Origin of the sequence: Dethiosulfatarculus sandiegensis (assembly GCF_000931935.2) — a bacterium.
GTDB lineage: Bacteria > Desulfobacterota > Desulfarculia > Desulfarculales > Desulfarculaceae > Dethiosulfatarculus > Dethiosulfatarculus sandiegensis.
Genome location: NZ_AZAC01000018.1, coordinates 65,980 through 83,702, shown reverse-complemented (window position 1 = coordinate 83,702; position 17,723 = coordinate 65,980). Strand labels below are relative to the sequence as shown.

Sequence of the window (17,723 nt, the reverse complement as noted above, 5' to 3'; positions counted from 1 at the left end):
TCTATTTTGTCCGCCGTCTTTTCCCGGCGTTTGCGCCTGATTGCCGCATGATCCGCGAAACCGCCCTTGTGATCGAACCTTGTAGCCATTTACACACCCCCCAAAACAGGTTTCAACCACTATATCAAATAGTTAAATCTTTCCAAAGCGAATTGCGCATCCTGATACTGTGCAGCACTCTCCTATTATGAAGTTTATGATTACGTAGACATAGGAGTGCTTTTAGGTTCAGCTTTACCTTTGCCGCCCGGAGCTAACAATTTTGTTGGCGGGCTGCTTGGTCTTGGGGTAGGCAGTTTGAAAGTGTATTTTGATCAGCTTCGCAAAAAAAGCATTGGTGATGATCCCGAAAGAAGTTGGGATGACGAGGCTAATACATTTGGGTAAAATTACTTTTTTAGTGAGGGGATGATGGACGATTCCAAGCTGCTCTACAGGGCGGACCCGAAAAAAAATATAACTGTTCCCAAAAATCTATTCCAATGGATTAAAATGGCCTTTATTTCACCTGCCAACTACTTATTAATGTTCCAAGACTTAAAGTTAACCAAAGCTTCCTCCTATTTTGTATTTTTTACCCTTATCAACTTATTTTTATTTTTTTTGGGATTACTCATATCCCGAACGAAATATGACATTTCACTACCTTTTTATGTTATGTCAAATTCCTATTTTTTATTTCACTACTTCTACTTGACTTGCTTTTTTCTGTTTAAGCTTGCTATTATCTACGGAATAATTTACATACCATATTTTATTTTAGTCTCCCTTTTCCAAAAAATATTCCAAATAAATGAATTGCCCTTTAAGAAAAATTTACGTTTATTCATTTCCTTACAAGTCTATAATGTTTGGTTTATTTTTTATCCTATTTTTCCAAATATGGACTGGGCTCAATTAATTATTTTAACGCTAAGTATCGGATTTTTTGGTTTTTTATGGAGAGGGAGCGATGAAAAATATTTTGACATTACCGTTGGTGCTTCATGGGTGATATCTATAAGGGTTCTGGTCAGCCTACTTGAAAGTCATTTGGATTTTCTTTTCGATATAGCTTCAAAGACTAGTTTTATCTTATTATAGCAAGGTCTAATCAATTTCCAACATCCATAAATTATGGATCACACCAACAGCTAAAAAAAACTCATTTTTCACCAATTCGCTATTTTTACATTTATATTATTAAAAATTATCGACCTTTCTCCACTAAAAGAAAAACAACCTTTGCCTTGCCACATATTAAAGACAGGCCAAAACAGGTGCTATGACCATAAGGGCATGGAAATCCCCTGCCCGAGCACTGGCCAAGACGGGGAGATCCAATTTGGTCGGGCCTGGCCGAGGCCACGTTTCAAGGTGCGGAATGGAGTGGTTACAGACCGGCTCACCGGCCTGGTCTGGCTTAAAGATGCCAAACGGGGAGGTTTTCCTGTCACCTGGAACGAGGCCTTGGAAGAAATTCGGCGGCTTAATCAATTTAATTGGCAAGGCATCAGGGATTGGCGGTTACCGAACCGCAGGGAACTCAGGAGCCTCTTGAGTCACCGTCACAGCAAACCCGCTTTACCGAGTGATCATAAGTTTATAAAGGTTTTCCCGGGTTGGTATTGGACCTCAACCAGCGCAGCCCTAAATCCTGCCTATGCCTGGTATGGGCACACCGAAGGCGGGCGCATGTTTTACGGCCACAAATCCCAGTATTGTCTGGTCTGGCCGGTGAGCGGCCAGGGCAATGGAGTATTGCCGCGGACCGGGCAAAAAAACTGCTACAACCAGGAAGGGAAAATAATAAAGGGAAACAACACAGGCCAGGACGGGGACCTGCGTTTGGGCGCCAAATGGCCCGAGACCCGCTTTGAGCTTAGGGGAGAAGTGGTCAGAGACAACTTGACCGGATTGGCCTGGAGCCAAAATGCGGATCTGGCCCGCGGCTCTGTTGACTGGCAAGCCTCCCTTGATCTGGTCAAAGGCCTGAGCTTTCCCGCCCCGGCGGGATACACACCTTGGCGGCTGCCCAATATAAATGAGCTTGAATCGCTGGTAGACGCAAGCAGGCATTCCCCTGCCCTGCCTGCCGGACATCTATTTATAGAAACGAGGGAGTCCTATTGGTCATCCACCACCAGCGCTTTTGAGACAGACTGGGCCATGGCCCTTTACCTGCACAAGGGAGCTGTGGGTGTGGGGTAAAAGCCAGGCAGACACTTTCACGTGTGGGCTGTTTGTTCAAAAATCGTCTGGTAGACCTTGATGTCATGAAGGCCCCTAATCCAGACCGTCTTTCCCGACCCAGCTCTTAAGGTCTATATCCTTCTAAAAATAAAAGACAATTCTCCCCATCAAGGCATGGCAACCCGCATTGCTGTCCTTTTAAAGAAAAGCAGATCCAAGTACACGCTTTTCAGGCTGTTTACGCTCAGCCGCCGGGGAAAAGCGGCCCGCCCGCCCAGCTTTATATAGCATTTGAAATAGGTGGATTTTTGAAAAAGTTTGTCAGGAAATAATCCGGCTTCTCGCCTTCTTTCTTTTCTTTACGATACCCAAACCGATCAGAAACACGCCGACAAAAATAAAAGCACCGAAAATAGGCTTAAACTCACTCCATCTGAACCACCACCATGCATTGGTGTAACCGGCGCTCGCATTCAATACAATCCAACCAAAGCCCACCAAAATAACGCCAACACCCAAAAGGACCAGCTTCATTATGAATTCTCCCTTGGAGGTGAGTCTCAAAAAAACCCAAGCCTTAACCAGTATTACAAATTAACTCCTGGATTACATATTTATTTTTAGGCGTTTTGGTGAATCTAAAATTCAACGCAGGTCACGGCGCCCATGGATTGGATACCAAAAGGTTAGACCAACACTTGGCCTTTATTTTAATGGGCTTTGCTTTTTTCACAAAATAATATAATATCTGTAGTTAAATTAGGTTATTATCCATGCCGATCTCTTTACTGCCCACCAGATGCAGCCACCAGACTGAAAAAAACAGCTCCCCCCCTTAAACCGCATCCTCACCCCACAAGCCGGTCTGAATCCGAAAAAATATTTACCTTCCAAACAAGGGAGGCTTAATCATGAGGCACTTTGCATTGGCCTTTATCAGCCTCATTTGCCTGCTATTTTTCCTGCAAACCACCTGCCCCGCCCGAGCGGCCAAGTTAAAGCTGATTGACCAGGAGGACGAAGAAACCGTAATCAAAAACCCGGGCATCCTTTTTAAGCATGAAAGGCTGGTCAAAGAAGGCCTGATGGTAAAAAAAGGCAAGGGTAAGGCGATACTCAGCTGGAGCAAGATCAAAAAAATTGTTTTTACCGAGCCTTATCAGGCCCAAATCACCCTAAAAAACGGCAAAAAACTGAAAGCGTTTATCTTGGAAGACCAGGGCAAGGGGCTCAGCGGGGAAACAGACCTGGGCAGCTTCAGCATCAGGCTTAAACACCTGAAGTCCATTGAGGTTATGCCGGAAAAGAAAACAGGAGTTCAGAAATACACCAGCACCGGCCCCAAGGTTGTGGGGCCAATGAAGCTTCCCCAAATCTCTGCACCCAAGATTAAAGTCCCTCTCAAAGTTCCGAATATCAAGCTGCCCGGCCTGGTGCCTGTGGGAAGCATCCCCAAGCCTCAAGGAGAAAAAAAGAATTTTGTGAGATTTGTCAACCGGTCCGGCCAACCAGCCACTGTAAGGATCTTTAATCAGAAAACAAAAGTAAAGGTGGAGGAATTGGAAGTGCCGGACCGGGCAAGCAAGGGCGTGCTCACCCAAAACGGGGTGTACTACATTGTGACCAGGTATGGTGAAACGGAAAAAGACTATCGCTATTCCAAGGGAAAGAAGATCACAGTCCAACCGCCAGCGGGCAAGCGCCAAGTTGTCACCATAACCCTGCACAAAATAAAAGGTGGAAACTATCCCACCCAAAAGGCGGAGAAAAGCCAGTTTGAGGGCAAATAAATCAAAGAACCGCGGATAATTACGCGAAGTGTTGTAAAATGAAGCGGTTTTCCTTCCCTGATGCCTCTCCATACATCTGTTAGGGCATTTTTCAGCCTGAAACCCCGGAAACCCGGTTCGGTCGGGTTTATCATTGCCAGGTATCGTTGCATAGTGCAACAATATTACCTAAAGAGGCCAAATTAATAACAAACGAATGTAACATTCGGAGATTAGTAAGGTAATCCCCTTTCACCGTTGCACTTAGCAACACCCCTTCTCATCACCCCTTGTGGGCCTCTCTAGAGGTTAAGCACTTAGTTACAGACAGTTAGGGTATGAAAGTGATTATTGGCACATTTATTTCAATAGATACCGGCAGGCCCCTAACCCGGCCTGACATGAGGAGGAGCATGAATCCTTTGCCTGCGTTGAGCAAAATCAGGGTGCGATTGGTTTTAAGCTTTGGCTTGGCTTTCCTGGCCATGGCCGCCTTTGGGGGTATCAGTTACAGCTATTTCTTCCGCATGGAGCAAAAGCTCGTCTTCCTAAGTCAGGCCGATGCCATGGTCAACATGGCCCTTGAGGCCCGCCGCTACGAAAAAAACTATTTCCTATATCACCAGGACAAAGACTTCCGCCAGGCCCTGGATTATCTCAGCCAATACGAGGCCATGCTGACCAATAACCGTCAGCATCTTTTAAACAGCCTGGGCCTTTCCGAGCATAAAAAGCTGGCCCAACTTGCCGACGGATATCGGGAACTCTTCCGCGAGGTTCACAGACGCACGGGCCGCTGGTCGATTGAGGAAGTAGCGCCTTTGGTGGAGAACCTGAGGAGCGCCGGAAAATCCCTGATAGAGCGTTCGGAAGCGCTGGCTCGGTCTGAAAGAAATCACATGCACAGGCTGCTTAAGGAGTATCGGCCGCTTTTGATAATCTTTCTGGCCGGCCTGGCCGGAATCGGCGCCCTGGTGGTCTATTACTTCCTGGTGCGCTTGGTGAGGCCTTTACACACCATAGAAGAAGCCACCAAGGTTGTGGGTAAAGGCGATTTCCGGCCCATACCCTATGACCACAGGGAAGACGAAATAGGCCATCTAATTCAGGCCTTCAACCGCATGGCCTTGCATCTGAAACAAAACAATGAACAAATGGTTCAGACTGAAAAGTTAACCGCCCTGGGCACCCTGACCAGCGGTGTGGCCCATGAATTGAACAATCCCCTTAACAATATCTCCACCTCCTGCCAGATCCTTTTGGAAGAAATGCCGCCGGAGACAGCGCCTTATCACAAGGAGCTTTTAACGGCGATCGATTCCCAGGTGGAAAAAGCCAGGGATATCGTGGGTTCGCTTCTGGAATTTTCCCGCCGACGCAAATTCAAACTGGAAAGGGAAAATTTATACCAGCTTGTCAGTGAATCCTTAAAGCTCATCAGGGGGGAGACCCCTGTCGGTGTGAAGACCAGAATCGATATCCCCCGGGAGATGGCCATTGAACTGGATAAGGGCCATATGTTCCAGGCGCTTTTGAATCTCTTTATGAACAGCTTTCAGGCCATGGAGCAAGGCGGAGTTCTGACTGTCAGAGCCAGGGAAATCAAAGAGTCTAACCAGATCGAACTAACCGTAGACGATACGGGCACAGGCATAGACCCGGAGATTCTGCCCCAGGTCTTTGACCCCTTCTTCACCACCAAGGAAGTAGGCAACGGTACGGGACTGGGGCTTTCAATTACCTATGGGGTCATAGAGAGGCACCAGGGCCGTATTAAGGTTGAAAACAAGGAGACAAAAGGCTGCCGTTTCATAGTCACTCTTCCCGCGAACCGAAGGGAGGGCTAGCCATGAAAGGTAAACCCAGGCTTTTGGTGGTGGAAGACGATGTCCTGGCCCGTAAAAATTTGCAACACATCCTGGAGCGGGATGACAAATACCAGGTAAAAACCGCAGCCGACGGCCAGGAAGCCCTGGAACTGTTGGCCCGCCAGGACTTTTCCCTGGTGCTCACCGACCTGCGCATGGAACGGGTCGACGGCATGCGGGTTCTGGAAGAAATCAAGCGCAACTCTCCCCTTACCGAGGTGATAATGCTCACCGCTTTCGCTTCGGTGGATTCGGCCATAGAAGCCATGAAGCGGGGCGCTTTTCACTATATCGCCAAGCCCTACAAGATAGACGAAGTCAGGACCCAGGTGGCCCATGCCCTGGAGAAGGTCAAGCTGCAACATGAGTTGCAGACCTTGAAGCAGGACCTGCGCAAAAAAGAAGGGGTGAGCGCCATTGTGGGGAACCATCCCCGCATCCAGGAGCTCATCCACACTGTTGCCCAGGTCGCCCCTACAGACGCCAGTGTGCTTATTATCGGTGAAACAGGAACCGGAAAGGAACTCTTTGCCCGAGCCCTTCATTACGCCAGCCCCCGGGGGGAACAAAAATTCATGGCCTTCAACTGCGCGGCCTTTGCCCCTGAACTTTTGGTGAGTGAATTGTTCGGACATGAAAAAGGGGCCTTCACCGGAGCCACGGCAACCAAACCGGGGCTATTTGAAGCTGCGGACAAGGGGACTGTCTTTCTCGATGAAATAGGGGACATGCCCTCTTCCATGCAGGCCAAGCTTCTTAGGGTTATTCAGGAGAAGGTGGTGACCAGGGTGAGAGGCACGGAGCCGTTGAATGTGGATGTGCGCCTGGTGGCAGCCACCAACCGCGACCTGCAGGCCCTGGTGGACCAGGGTGGCTTCAGGGCAGACCTTTATTATCGTCTCAACGTGGTGAGGCTTGAGCTTCCGGCGCTTAGGGAACACGCCGACGACATAGCTCTTTTGGCTCACCACTTCTTGGAAAAACACGCCCAAAAACAAAATAAAAGTATTGGGGAAATCTCGGCAAAGGCCATGGAGGCTCTCATGGCCTATAGCTATCCCGGAAACGTCAGGGAACTTGAGAATCTTATCGAAAGGGCGGTGACCCTGCGCAGCGGCGGAAGGCTGGAGCTGGCCGACTTGCCGGTAGAGGTGCGGGGTGAAGATGCAGTGGAGGAAAAAGAGCCGACCGAAAAAACACTGCCCACCTTGGAGGAAAAAGAGTGCAAGTATATCAAGCTGGTACTGAAGCACACAAAGGGCAACAAGACCCAGGCAGCCCGGATACTGGGGATCGATCGGGTGTCGCTTTGGCGAAAGATAAAAAAATATCAAATGGAGGAGGCCAAGGAGCCGGACTCGGGAAAAGAGGAAAAATCCTGACCAAGATCTTCCCCTTTCTCAGCTGGTTCAAGGGATACAACGCCCTCACGGCCAGGCTGGATATAATCTCGGGCATCACCGTTGCCCTGGTTTTGATCCCCCAGTCCATGGCCTATGCCCAACTCGCGGGCCTGCCCGCCTATTACGGTCTTTATGCCGCCTTTATCCCGCCCATGGTGGCGGCCATGTTCGGCAGCAGCATGCAGCTCGCCACAGGGCCGGTGGCGGTGGTCTCCTTAATGACGGCCGCATCCTTGGAGCCGCTGGCCACGGCGGGGAGCGAAACCTTCATAGCCTATGCCGTGCTTCTGGCCCTTATTGTCGGCATTTTCCAGTTCCTTTTGGGTGTGCTTCGTTTGGGCGTTGTAGTCAATTTCCTTTCCCACCCAGTGGTCAACGGCTTTACCAACGCCGCGGCCATTATCATAGCCTCCAGTCAATTATCCAAAATGTTCGGAGTTTATGTAGATAAAGCCCCTCATCACTATGAAACCATCTGGAGGGTTTTGGAGAGCGCCTGGCATTTCACCCACTGGCCCTCCCTGGCCATGGGCATCGGCGCTTTTATCATAATGTACGGCCTTAAGCGTATTAATCCGAAGATTCCCTATGTATTGGCAGCCGTGGCTGTAACCACCCTAGTCTCCTGGGCGACCGGCTTTCAGGTGCGCCAAACCGTTCCCCTGGAAGCCATAATGGCCCCCCAAGTAAAAGAACAGATTGTAGCCTTTAACGAAAAAACCAGGCATATAGAAAAGCTTGGCGACGAAAGGGCCCAAATCAATAAAAAAGCCCGCGTGGCCGAAAAAAACGGCGGCAAACAATCCCTGGACCGGCTTAAATACCAGCAAGAGGCCGACTTTGACACCGCTCTTATTGAAAAAGACAAGGAAACGGCCCACGAGCTTAGAAAAAGCCTGCGAGCCCATATGTTCAAAGCCGTCGAGGGCCCGGAAAGCAACACCTTATTTTTCCTGGCCAGTGAAACACCCAAGACATCCCGGTCAGACGGACACACCTATCGCCTTAAAGTGGGGAACAAGCCTTTGCAGACAGATGCCCTGGTCTTGACGGGCGGAGGCGCCGTGGTCGGCGACATCCCGCCCGGGCTGCCGACCTTGAGCATACCCAAACTGGATTTGAACGTCGGACTTCAGCTCTTTCCCTATGCGGTGATAATCTCGCTTTTGGGCTTCATGGAAGCCATCAGCATTGCCAAGGCCATGGCCGCCAAAACCGGTCAGCGGCTCGACCCCAACCAGGAGCTGATCGGCCAGGGCCTGGCCAATATGGCGGGTTGTATAGGGAAAAGTTACCCCGTATCAGGATCGTTCTCACGTTCGGCGGTAAACCTGCAAACAGGAGCCCGAACCGGGCTTTCAAGCGTGGTGACCAGCCTGATGGTGGTTATTGTGCTGTTGTTTTTCACCCCGCTTCTGTACCATTTACCACAGGCCGTGCTGGCCGCTGTTATCATGATGGCCGTGGTTGGGCTGATCAATGTCTCGGGATTTGTGCATGCCTGGAAAACGCAGTGGTACGACGGAGCCATAAGCATAATAACTTTCCTGGCCACACTCGTTTTTGCACCCCATCTTGATCAAGGCATCATGATAGGTGTGGCCTTAAGCCTCGGAGTCTTTTTGTATAAAAGCATGCGCCCCAGGGTGGCGAGCCTGGCCATGCACAAAGACTGCAACTTGATGGACGCCGAGCATTTCGGGCTGCGCCAGTGCGAGCATATTGCGGTGGTGCGCTTTGACGGCCCCTTGTTTTTCGCAAATGCCTCTTTTCTGGAAGACCAGATAAATGAACGCATCCGCACCATGCCCAAGCTGCGCCACATTTTGGTGGTGGCAAACGGCATAAACGATATCGATGCCTCTGGTGAAGACGCCCTTTCCCTGATAGTGGATCAGGTGCGCAGCGCAGGTTACGACATAAGCTTCTCCCATGTAAAGGAAAGGGTTATGGAAGTGATGAAACGCACACACCTTTTGAGCAAAATCGGTCAGGATCACGTCTTCCCCAGGGCGGCCGACGCAATAGCCGCCCTGCACGAGAAAACCCATAAGGACTCTGATGAAGAGGCTTGTCCCTTGATTACGGTTTGTCCGCTGGAATATGTCCATGTAGGGGAGGGAGACTAGCCATGAGCGTTGTTGCCATATTTACCGGCTCTTTCTGCGCCTCTGAGGAACTGGCCCAGGGCGTGGCCTCTGAAATGAGTTGCCCCATACTGAGAGACGAAGACCTGATAGGCTGGGTGCTGAAAAACGGCGGCCCCTCTTCCGAGGCCCTGCGCAGGGCCATGTTCGGCCGGGCCTCCATATTCAATCCCTTTTCCCATGAAAAAGAGCAGGCCATAAGCTGGCTCAGGATGGGGCTCGGCGAACTGCTTAAGCAGACCGAAATGGTCTATCTTGGTTACGGCTCTTTGCTCATGCTCGGCAGAATAAGACATGCGCTTGGGGTCTGCCTGATCGCGGAGACCAAGTACAGGGTGGCCCGAGCCACGCGCGAGCTGGGCCTGGAGGAAAAAGCCGCCATTTCGCGGGTGCATACTGACGATGAGGCCGCCTTTCGCTGGGCCGAATACCTGCACAACCAGGAACCCTGGTCTCCCCAGCTATACGACATTCTTTTACCCATGGACAACACTCCCCAGGAAAAGGCCATAGCCACCATCTGCGAGGCAATCAAAACCCCGGACCTTCAAGTAACCGAGACCTCCCTAAAGGATCTTGAAGATTTTAAAACAGCAGCCCAGGTGGAACAGGCCCTGGCCAAGGAGGGACACAATCCCAAAGACGCGGAGGTCTGGAGCCAAAACGGGGTTGTCACCATTCGCATCAACAAAAAGGTTCTGATGCTGAACCGCCTTTCCGAAGAGCTTAAAAACCTGGCCTCTTCGGTGGCAGGGGTTAAAGAGGTGAAGGTCGAACCGGGGCCGGACTATTACCAGGCGGACGTCTATCGCCGGGCGGATTTCAAACTGCCCTCCAAGGTGCTTTTGGTGGATGACGAAAGGGAATTCGTAGAAACGCTTTCAGAAAGGCTGATGCTCAGGGCCATTGGTTCGGCTGTGGTTTATAACGGCAAGGAAGCCTTGAAACTGGCCGACGAAGACGAACCCGAAGTCATGGTCTTGGACCTCAAGATGCCGGGCATAGACGGCATGGAGGTTTTAAGACGCATAAAACAAGAACACCCCGAAGTGGAGGTTATCATACTCACCGGACACGGCTCGGATAGAGACAGACAAGAATGCATGGAAAAAGGGGCTTTTGCCTATCTGGAAAAACCGGTGGATATAGAAACTCTCTCCCAGACCATGCAAAAGGCTTATGAATCCGTAAAAGCAAGGCGGGGATAAATGGGACTTTGGAATCTGATAAAACCGTCCTTTTGGGAAAAACGGCATTCCAAGCTTGAGCTACTCAACTATCGTAGACTGTGGAAAAACACCTTCTGGTCCGCGATAGTGGTGACCCTGGCTCCCTTGTTTCTGCTCGCGGCCATCAATTTTTATCAGTTCCAAAAGCAATATGAACTCCAGTTCAGTGAAATCACCAACCAAATGCAGCGTCTTTTGGCCACCAGCAAGCTGCAGGTCTCTTATTTTCTGGATGAAAGAAAAGCCGCCCTGGCCTATGTAAACTTAGACAACACCTTTGAAGAGCTCTCTGATATTAAACGCTTAAGCAGCGTGTTTTCCCGCCTGCGCAAATCCTTTGGCGGATTCGTGGACCTGGGGCTGATAGATGCCCGGGGCATTCAGCAGACCTATGTGGGGCCTTATAACCTGGAGGGGCACAACTATAAAAACCAGGACTGGTACCAGGAGGTTATGATCAGGGGGATCTATATCAGCGATGTGTTTTTAGGGCACAGGAATTTCCCCCATTTTGTCATAGCCGTAAGGCACGAAAGCGAAAACGAGCCTCCTTATGTGTTAAGGGCCACCATTGACACAGACAGGCTCAACTCCCTGATGAAGGCCCAGGATATACGCCGGGGCGGTGACCTTTTCCTGGTGAACCAGGCCGGAATGCTTCAGACCTCATCTGAACTTTACGGCCAGGTCCTGACCCAATTTCCTCTTGTCTCAGACCAGCACCCGATGACAAACGGCATATACCAGACCAAGGACGCAACCAACCTGCCGCTTGCCGTGGGTGTGGCAGAGGTGGAGGGAACGCCCTTTAACCTGGTGGCCATAAACAAACCCAAGGCCCTTTTGCACAGATGGGACATCTTGCGCATCAACGTAATGATCATGGTGGGTTTAAGCGTGATGGCCATGCTCTTGGTGATCTATTGGGGAAGCAACACCTTGGTGGGGCGAATCTATGACGCGGACTTAAGAAGGGTGACCATGTTGCACGAAATGGAATACACCAACAAGCTGGCCTCAATCGGCCGCCTGGCTGCCGGTGTGGCCCATGAAATAAACAACCCGGTTGCTATTATCAATGAAAAAGTCGGGCTCATGACCGATATCCTGGCCCACACGGAGAGTTGTCCCCTTAAGGATAAATTCCTGAAGCAGGCCGAAGTGATAAAAGATTCTGTGCGTAGGGTCAGCAGGATCACCCACCGGCTCCTGGGTTTTGCCCGTCACCTGCCGATCAAGTCCGAACAGATCCACCTTGTTGACCTTATAAAAGAAGTGCTCGGTCTTTTGGGCCGGGAGGCAGAATACCGGAACATTCAAATAAACCTGGATGGAGACGGAGAAGTCCCCCCGATCATGGCGGACAAGGGACAACTCCAACAGGTTTTCCTAAACATCTTAAACAACGCGCTGGCAGCGGTTTCAGACGGTGGGCGCATAGACATTAATGTGGCCGAACATGACCGGAAACGGGTTGCGATCAGTATTTACGATAATGGAGAAGGCATAAAGGAAGAAAACCTGAAAAACATTTTTGAACCGTTTTTCTCCACCAAGGGCGAAAAGGGAACAGGCCTGGGTCTTTCCATAACATACGGCATTGTCCAGAAAATGGGCGGTGATATTCATGTGGAAAGTAAAACAGGAGAAGGCACCACCTTCAGAATTCTACTGCCCCGGCAAAACAACACAAACCTTGAAACAGATGAAGAAGAGGTGATCTCCCGGCTTGTTTAAAACAGGGGAACCTCTGACAAGGAGAACTGACCTATGAAGGTCCTGCTTATTGATGATGAAAAGGAACTGGTCACCACGCTTTCTGAACGCCTGGAGATACGGGGCATTTCAAGCGATTGGGCAGTCAGCGGTGAGGACGGACTGGAGCTGATCAAAAAGCAGCCCTACGATTGGGTGGTGGTGGACCTCAAGATGCCCGGTCTGGGCGGATTCGAGGCCATAAAGGCCATCAAGAAACAAAGGCCGGAGACCCGGATAATACTGCTCACCGGGCACAGTTCCGCCGAAGACCTGGACCACGCGCTTAAATTGGGAGCAAACCGCTACCTGGTCAAGCCTGTGGATATAGAAGACCTACTTAATCTTATGATGCAACCTTAAAGAAGAGAAAGCTTATGTCAAACAGCCACCAGGATTTGTTAGACCTAACCCTTGCTTTTTTCGGAAGGGTGACGGCCAGGGGCACTCATGAGATTAAAAACGAACTGGCCGTAATGAACGAACAGATCCATCTCATGCAGGAAATGCTCGCCTTGGCGGAATCAGGGCGGGAACCGGACCTGAACCGTTTAAGCGAACTGACCCAAAGGATCATTGTCCGTCTGGAACAGGCTGACGGAGCGGTCAAAAGGCTGAACAAGTTTGCCCACAGCGCGGACCTGGAGCAAAAAGGCGCAGACATGGTTCAGTCGCTCAAAATTGTCGAGCCTTTTTTCTTTGGCCGCTTAACCGGCGGCAACCGGCTCACACTGAAGCTTGAGGGTGAAGACATCTCGGCCGGTACGGATAAGAAACAGGCCTTGTTGGAGCAGGCGATCTGGGCCTGTCTCGAGTCTGTGGCAGAGGCGGCGGAGCCTGAACAGGAGATCAGATCCAAAGTGGAAAAAAGGCCCGATGGCCTGGCGCTTTGTTTTGAGGCCCGGCTTTCCGGACAATTACAGGAGCCTCCCAGCCAGATTCTGGACCCCTTGGGGGCAAGGGTGACGATCCTGGAACAGGGCGGACTTGAGATGATTGTTCCCTTTTAGGTTTCAGGGAAACCCGGCTTTGGAAATGGGATTAATAAGCGCGACCAAGTAATTAGAAGCAAACCTGCGGCCAGGCCCAAGTAAAAAAGCCGCCGGTCAAGTAAAGGAGAAGAAATATGACCATAGCCCAAATCCTAGTGGTGGACGATGAGCAGGAATTCTTGGAAAACGTCTCCGAACGCCTCAGGAACCGAGACATTGAAGTGGATACTGCCTTAAACGGCGAAGAGGCCCTGGAGAAGATCAAAGACAATATCTATGACGCCATTGTCATGGATCTGATGATGCCGGGACTGGACGGGTTGGAGACCTTGAAACAGGCCTTGCAGAGAAAGCCCGATCTGCAGATTATCCTGCTCACCGGCCAGGCCACAGTGAAAAAAGGTGTGGAGGCCATGCGCCAGGGCGCCTTTGACTTTTTGGAAAAACCCGCCGACCTGGATCTTTTGGTGGAAAAGGTGAAAGAAGGAAGAGCCAAGCGTATAAAGCTGGATGAAAAGGCCAGGGAAGAAGAAGTAAAGGATCTGCTCAAAAGAATCGGCTGGTAAAAAGGCCTTCCCACCAATCGAGGGTTTAAAAAACCGCCGCGTCTTTTGAAGGCTTGGTGCGGCATGGAGATTTAAAGGCCTTTCAGGCCGGCGGGTTTGTGCACGGCCATAAAAGTAATCATCTTCACAAATGAATCGCCTGGCCCGGACCGGTATTTTTTCAAACCATGTTTTTTCTCCGGGCCCCGGCTGGAACCGAAAACTTGGCAAGTCTATCTGAAGCAAGTTTTAAGAGGCAAAGAGCCAGTCTTGCAGACTCTTTGCCTGCGCCATTTAACCCCCTAAAATATACAGGGTTTTCCGTAGCGGAAAAACATCCAAACCAGCCTCAGGACGCCAGGGGACAGAACCTGTCGAGCCCAAGTGCTGCGGCCGGTCCGGCCACGGTCACCCCGTAGAATATAACGGGTTTGCCGTTCAGCATGCTGGTTACGCTTGCGTTTGAAAAGGTGGTGCCGGTGACCAAAGCCAAGTCACACCAATCAAGCACACTTGCGGTCTCCTTTTCGCTTTCCACCACAACTCCGAAGCGTTTCTGGCCTATGTTGTCCTGATCCATATCGGTGATCCGCAGTTCAAAACGCGTGGCCAAGGCCTGGGCCATGCGGGGCTGCAGTCCGACCAGGGCCACTTTTGGGTTGCCAAAGCGCTCGGCGACCATCTCGGCCAATTGGGCGGCGCAATTGGGCGGGGCCTCATCCTTGCAGTGGATGGTTTTTTCCACCTTTCCATGGGCCCGCAGCACGGCATTTAAACTGGCCAGAAAAACCGCCCGGCGAAAATTATTGGAAAGCTCCATATTCGCCACCTCCTGCAAAGAGCCCTGAAACTCCCCGAACCTGTCGGTAAAGGCCTGGCCCTGGCATCCCCTGAATTCGGCGGCCATCATCCGCTCTCTTCCCTTGATCAAAGGATAGTCCCGGTGCTCGGGATCACCGATCGCCTCCTCCGGGGTCAGGGTCCGCACCTTCACCTGCACCTTTTCCTCGGCCCAGTTTTCAGATTCCATGGTTTTGATCAGGGTCTGGCGCAATTTCTCATAGGTATCCACTTTTTAACTCCTTCATATAATTCAAGCGGCGGCAAAGGTCACCGTGGCTCCAGGCTTTCCAGGGGAATCAAGCCCTGAACCTGATCACCTTTGTTTAACGGGTCGTGATCCCATTGTTTGCGGCGGATCTCGGCCCTAAGTTCCGCTCCCTGAACCAGCAATTCCAACCTGGCTGTATGGCGGTTCAGTTGAACAGCCTTGACCTGCCCTTGAAACCGGTTGACAAGAGGACCCTTGGGCGGGCTTTTGCCCAAGAGAATGCTGCTTGGCCGAACCTTGAAACTGTGGCAAACCATCCCCCGATCCAGGGCAAACAGGCAAAGGCCCCGCCAGTTGAGCTCAAGAAGCCCCTTTTCCAAAACCCTGGAGGCCCGGCAATCCATAAGATTGGGGATCTCAAGAAAGCTCTGGCCGTCTGCCGGATCGATTCCCTGGGGTAGAAGACGTCCGTCCTGGAGCACCGCCAGACTGTCGGCCAGCTCCTTTGCCTCTGCGAGGTTATGGGTCACCATCAGGGTTGTCAGTTGCAGCCTTTTTTGCAGAAACTTGAACTCGCTTGCCATGTAAGCGGCTGAACGGAAATCAAGCTGATTAAAAGGCTCGTCCAACAATAAAAGCCTGGGGCCGGAGGCCAAGACCCTGGCCAGGGCCACCCTTTGCCTTTCACCGCCGCTCAAGGTGTAGGTGTCTCGCCCGGCCAAGTGGGAAATGCCCACCATTTCCAATAGCTCCCCGCGCCGCTGGCGTTTTTCCGATTTACTGAACCCCATTCTGGTCATGCCCAGATCCAAGTTGGCCTCCAGGCTGAGATGAGGGAACAAAAAAGGATCCTGGCTAAGATAGCCAACCCCCCTCAGATGGGACGGCAGAGGGCTAAGCTCCCTGCCCTCAAGAACAATGCTGCCCTGGTGAGGAGCCAGCCCGGCGATTATGCGCAAAAGGCTGGTCTTGCCCGCACCGGAAGGCCCCACCAATACAAACAATGATCCCTTGGGTATGGTCAAATCCGTAGACTTTACAAAACTATTTTCCACTTGTTTCAAACAGAGCCCGGCCATAACCCACTCCTTTTCATTCCGCCCTTTTCAGGCTTGAGAAAACGCAGGCAGACCAGCACCCCGAAACAGACAAGCAAAAGAACCAGGGCGCAGGAAACGGCGATGCCCAGCTCGCCGCTGGCCAGATTGAGATAAACCGCCACAGGCAGGGATTCTGTGTGCATGCGGGTGGCTCCGGCCACCATAAGGGTTGCCCCGAATTCGCCCATGGTCCGCGCCCAGGCCAGAATCACCCCGGCAAAGACCGAGCGCCCGGCCAGGGGCAGGTTGACTCGAAAAAACACCCGCCAGGGAGCTAGCCCCAGCACCATGGCGGTTTCCTGATAACCCGGGTTTACCGACTCAAAGGCGGCCTTGGCGTTGCGCATGATTATGGGGGTGGCGATAAAGGCCTGGGCAACCACTGCGCCCCAGGGGGTGAAAACCAGTTCCAGGCCCATGCGAGCCAGAGGCTCGCCTAACAGGCCGCGCCCAAAAAGAAAAAGAAGCCCCACCCCGGCGATTAAAGGCGGCATGACCAAAGGCAGGTCCAAAAGGGCGTCCAAGAGCCGTTTGCCGAAAAAATCCCTGCGGGAAAGAAAATAGCCCGCGCCTATGCCCAAGGGTACAGCCAGACTCATGGCTCCGGCCGAGGCGGTCAGGGAAAAACGCAAGGCAAAAAGGGTTTCCTCAGATTTCAGGGCCTGCCACAGTTCGGACGGAGAAACCTGGATGACCAGGGCGAAAATCACCCCGGTCACCATGATCCCTAAAACCAAAAGAGGAAGGCTCAAAAGGCCTTTGAATCCTATTGTCGGCTTTATCATTTGACCGGCAGGAAACCATAGCGGTTAAAGACCTTCACCGCTTCAGGAGAAGAAATAAAAACAGCCAGCTTTTTTGCCTTTTTCTTTTGCTTGGATGCTTTCAAAATCGCGGCCGTGACTATCTCGGGTTTGTACCAGGAAGGGTCGATTTCGATCATGCCCAACTTATCTTTTTTCTGGACCACATCCGCCCTGGCCACAATGGCGGCGTCCACATTGCCTTTTAGTAAATAGAGAACCAGCTGCTTGACTGTGGCGGCCCGCACCACGGTGTTTTTAAGAACACCCTCTCTCAGGCCCGAGGCCGTAAGGATATCTTCGGCCGTGCGCCCCAGGGCCATGGCTTTTGGATCGCCCAAGCCCACCTTTAGCCCCGGCTTGGTCAAGTCTGTAAAAGAGCTGATCTTGACCTTGCCGGAAAGGGGAAACCCCACCACGGGCACGTGGAGAACCACCTGCCTTGACCAGGTCAGCTCGCCCTTGTCTTTCAGCTTGTTCACATAGTAATGTGAACCTGGCAGAAAGACATCCCCCTTGCCGGAGGCCAGGTAGCGCGCCATGAGCCGGCCTGAACCGGCAAAATCTATCCGAACCTTGATTCCGGTTTCAGACTGAAACAGCCGGACCACCTCTTCCACGGGCTGGCGCAGACCCGCCCCACTGTAAAGGAGCAAGGAATCGTCGGCCCTTGCTGTGCCGATACAAGGGCAACTCAATAATAAAAAGGCTGGAAACAAGAGAAGTAACAGCTTAAAAGAAAAACGCATGACAGCCTCCATAGCAAATATGTTTTTTTTAGCATAATGCCCAGAAGGCAGCTCCCGGTCAAGTCAAAAGCAAAATTAAAAAAAAGAAGCACTTTAATCGGCGACCAAGGGGAAGCCGGAAAACGCCTGAACATGAGTTG

Annotated in this window: 16 protein-coding genes; 11 read left to right on the top strand and 5 right to left on the bottom strand. The window is 51.5% G+C overall.

What is annotated here, in order from left to right; translation table 11 throughout:
* Window positions 1–411 precede the first annotated feature (411 nt).
* Together X474_RS14115 and X474_RS14110 are read left to right on the top strand one after the other, a co-directional pair.
* The gene (locus X474_RS14115; RefSeq protein ID WP_044349799.1) at window positions 412–1,083 is read left to right on the top strand and encodes a hypothetical protein; all 672 of its coding nucleotides are present in this window, start codon (window positions 412–414) and stop codon (window positions 1,081–1,083) included.
* 141 nt (window positions 1,084–1,224) lie between these two features.
* Window positions 1,225–2,190: an Lcl C-terminal domain-containing protein gene (locus tag X474_RS14110; protein WP_197282108.1), complete on the top strand. Its 966-nt coding sequence runs from the start codon at window positions 1,225–1,227 to the stop codon at window positions 2,188–2,190.
* A gap of 303 nt (window positions 2,191–2,493) precedes the next feature.
* On the opposite strand, the gene X474_RS14105 is transcribed toward X474_RS14110, so the two are convergent.
* Window positions 2,494–2,706 (bottom strand): phage holin family protein, encoded by a 213-nt coding sequence (locus X474_RS14105; protein WP_044349797.1) that lies wholly within the window; start codon window positions 2,704–2,706, stop codon window positions 2,494–2,496.
* Between the two features lie 377 nt (window positions 2,707–3,083).
* Between X474_RS14105 and X474_RS14100 the strand changes: the two genes are divergently transcribed.
* From X474_RS14100 to X474_RS14060, 9 genes are all read left to right on the top strand, one after another.
* Window positions 3,084–3,962: a hypothetical protein gene (locus X474_RS14100; RefSeq protein WP_044349796.1), complete on the top strand. Its 879-nt coding sequence runs from the start codon at window positions 3,084–3,086 to the stop codon at window positions 3,960–3,962.
* Window positions 3,963–4,354: 392 nt separating this feature from the next.
* Window positions 4,355–5,788, top strand: coding sequence for a sensor histidine kinase (locus X474_RS14095; protein WP_044349794.1), 1,434 nt, complete (start codon window positions 4,355–4,357; stop codon window positions 5,786–5,788).
* Between the two features lie 2 nt (window positions 5,789–5,790).
* A complete protein-coding gene (locus X474_RS14090; protein WP_044349792.1) occupies window positions 5,791–7,191 on the top strand; it encodes a sigma-54-dependent transcriptional regulator in 1,401 nt (466 codons plus the stop codon).
* Window positions 7,185–9,341 (top strand): SulP family inorganic anion transporter, encoded by a 2,157-nt coding sequence (locus tag X474_RS14085; RefSeq protein ID WP_044349821.1) that lies wholly within the window; start codon window positions 7,185–7,187, stop codon window positions 9,339–9,341. Before X474_RS14090 ends, X474_RS14085 begins: the two co-directional genes overlap by 7 nt.
* 2 nt (window positions 9,342–9,343) lie before the next feature.
* A complete protein-coding gene (locus X474_RS14080) occupies window positions 9,344–10,567 on the top strand; it encodes a response regulator (protein ID WP_044349791.1) in 1,224 nt (407 codons plus the stop codon).
* Entirely contained in the window at window positions 10,568–12,325 is a 1,758-nt protein-coding gene (locus X474_RS14075; RefSeq protein WP_044349789.1) for a sensor histidine kinase, read from the top strand. It begins immediately after the preceding gene.
* A 33-nt stretch (window positions 12,326–12,358) separates the two neighbouring features.
* Window positions 12,359–12,706, top strand: coding sequence for a response regulator (locus tag X474_RS14070; protein ID WP_044349788.1), 348 nt, complete (start codon window positions 12,359–12,361; stop codon window positions 12,704–12,706).
* A 14-nt stretch (window positions 12,707–12,720) separates the two neighbouring features.
* The gene (locus tag X474_RS14065) at window positions 12,721–13,353 is read left to right on the top strand and encodes a hypothetical protein (protein ID WP_044349786.1); all 633 of its coding nucleotides are present in this window, start codon (window positions 12,721–12,723) and stop codon (window positions 13,351–13,353) included.
* Between the two features lie 116 nt (window positions 13,354–13,469).
* A complete protein-coding gene (locus tag X474_RS14060) occupies window positions 13,470–13,901 on the top strand; it encodes a response regulator (RefSeq protein WP_044349784.1) in 432 nt (143 codons plus the stop codon).
* Between the two features lie 328 nt (window positions 13,902–14,229).
* Here the strand turns inward: X474_RS14060 and X474_RS14055 are convergent, their stop codons facing one another.
* Genes X474_RS14055 through modA form a run of 4 tightly spaced genes read right to left on the bottom strand, consistent with a single transcriptional unit; the run spans window position 14,230 to window position 17,583 of the window.
* Window positions 14,230–14,952 (bottom strand): Rossmann-like domain-containing protein, encoded by a 723-nt coding sequence (locus X474_RS14055; RefSeq protein ID WP_197282107.1) that lies wholly within the window; start codon window positions 14,950–14,952, stop codon window positions 14,230–14,232.
* A 38-nt stretch (window positions 14,953–14,990) separates the two neighbouring features.
* Entirely contained in the window at window positions 14,991–16,010 is a 1,020-nt protein-coding gene (locus X474_RS14050; RefSeq protein ID WP_052515217.1) for an ABC transporter ATP-binding protein, read from the bottom strand.
* Window positions 15,992–16,816 carry an ABC transporter permease gene (locus tag X474_RS14045; RefSeq protein ID WP_044349782.1) on the bottom strand — a complete coding sequence of 275 codons (825 nt, stop codon included), beginning with the start codon at window positions 16,814–16,816 and terminating at the stop codon, window positions 15,992–15,994. Before X474_RS14045 ends, X474_RS14050 begins: the two co-directional genes overlap by 19 nt.
* On the bottom strand, window positions 16,813–17,583 hold the full coding sequence (gene modA / locus X474_RS14040) for a molybdate ABC transporter substrate-binding protein (protein ID WP_052515216.1): 771 nt from the start codon (window positions 17,581–17,583) through the stop codon (window positions 16,813–16,815). The genes X474_RS14045 and modA overlap by 4 nt, the downstream gene beginning before the upstream one ends.
* Between the last annotated feature and the right edge of the window lie 140 nt (window positions 17,584–17,723).

What these genes read in the sequence shown, in the direction of transcription:
- X474_RS14115 (WP_044349799.1), top strand. Translation starts at nt 412, where the DNA reads ATGGACGATTCCAAGCTGCTCTACAGGGCGGACCCGAAAAAAAATATA.
- X474_RS14105 (WP_044349797.1), bottom strand. Translation starts at nt 2,706, where the DNA reads ATGAAGCTGGTCCTTTTGGGTGTTGGCGTTATTTTGGTGGGCTTTGGT.
- X474_RS14100 (WP_044349796.1), top strand. Translation starts at nt 3,084, where the DNA reads ATGAGGCACTTTGCATTGGCCTTTATCAGCCTCATTTGCCTGCTATTT.
- X474_RS14095 (WP_044349794.1), top strand. Translation starts at nt 4,355, where the DNA reads ATGAATCCTTTGCCTGCGTTGAGCAAAATCAGGGTGCGATTGGTTTTA.
- X474_RS14090 (WP_044349792.1), top strand. Translation starts at nt 5,791, where the DNA reads ATGAAAGGTAAACCCAGGCTTTTGGTGGTGGAAGACGATGTCCTGGCC.
- X474_RS14080 (WP_044349791.1), top strand. Translation starts at nt 9,344, where the DNA reads ATGAGCGTTGTTGCCATATTTACCGGCTCTTTCTGCGCCTCTGAGGAA.
- X474_RS14075 (WP_044349789.1), top strand. Translation starts at nt 10,568, where the DNA reads ATGGGACTTTGGAATCTGATAAAACCGTCCTTTTGGGAAAAACGGCAT.
- X474_RS14070 (WP_044349788.1), top strand. Translation starts at nt 12,359, where the DNA reads ATGAAGGTCCTGCTTATTGATGATGAAAAGGAACTGGTCACCACGCTT.
- X474_RS14065 (WP_044349786.1), top strand. Translation starts at nt 12,721, where the DNA reads ATGTCAAACAGCCACCAGGATTTGTTAGACCTAACCCTTGCTTTTTTC.
- X474_RS14060 (WP_044349784.1), top strand. Translation starts at nt 13,470, where the DNA reads ATGACCATAGCCCAAATCCTAGTGGTGGACGATGAGCAGGAATTCTTG.
- X474_RS14050 (WP_052515217.1), bottom strand. Translation starts at nt 16,010, where the DNA reads ATGGCCGGGCTCTGTTTGAAACAAGTGGAAAATAGTTTTGTAAAGTCT.
- X474_RS14045 (WP_044349782.1), bottom strand. Translation starts at nt 16,816, where the DNA reads ATGATAAAGCCGACAATAGGATTCAAAGGCCTTTTGAGCCTTCCTCTT.
- modA (WP_052515216.1), bottom strand. Translation starts at nt 17,583, where the DNA reads ATGCGTTTTTCTTTTAAGCTGTTACTTCTCTTGTTTCCAGCCTTTTTA.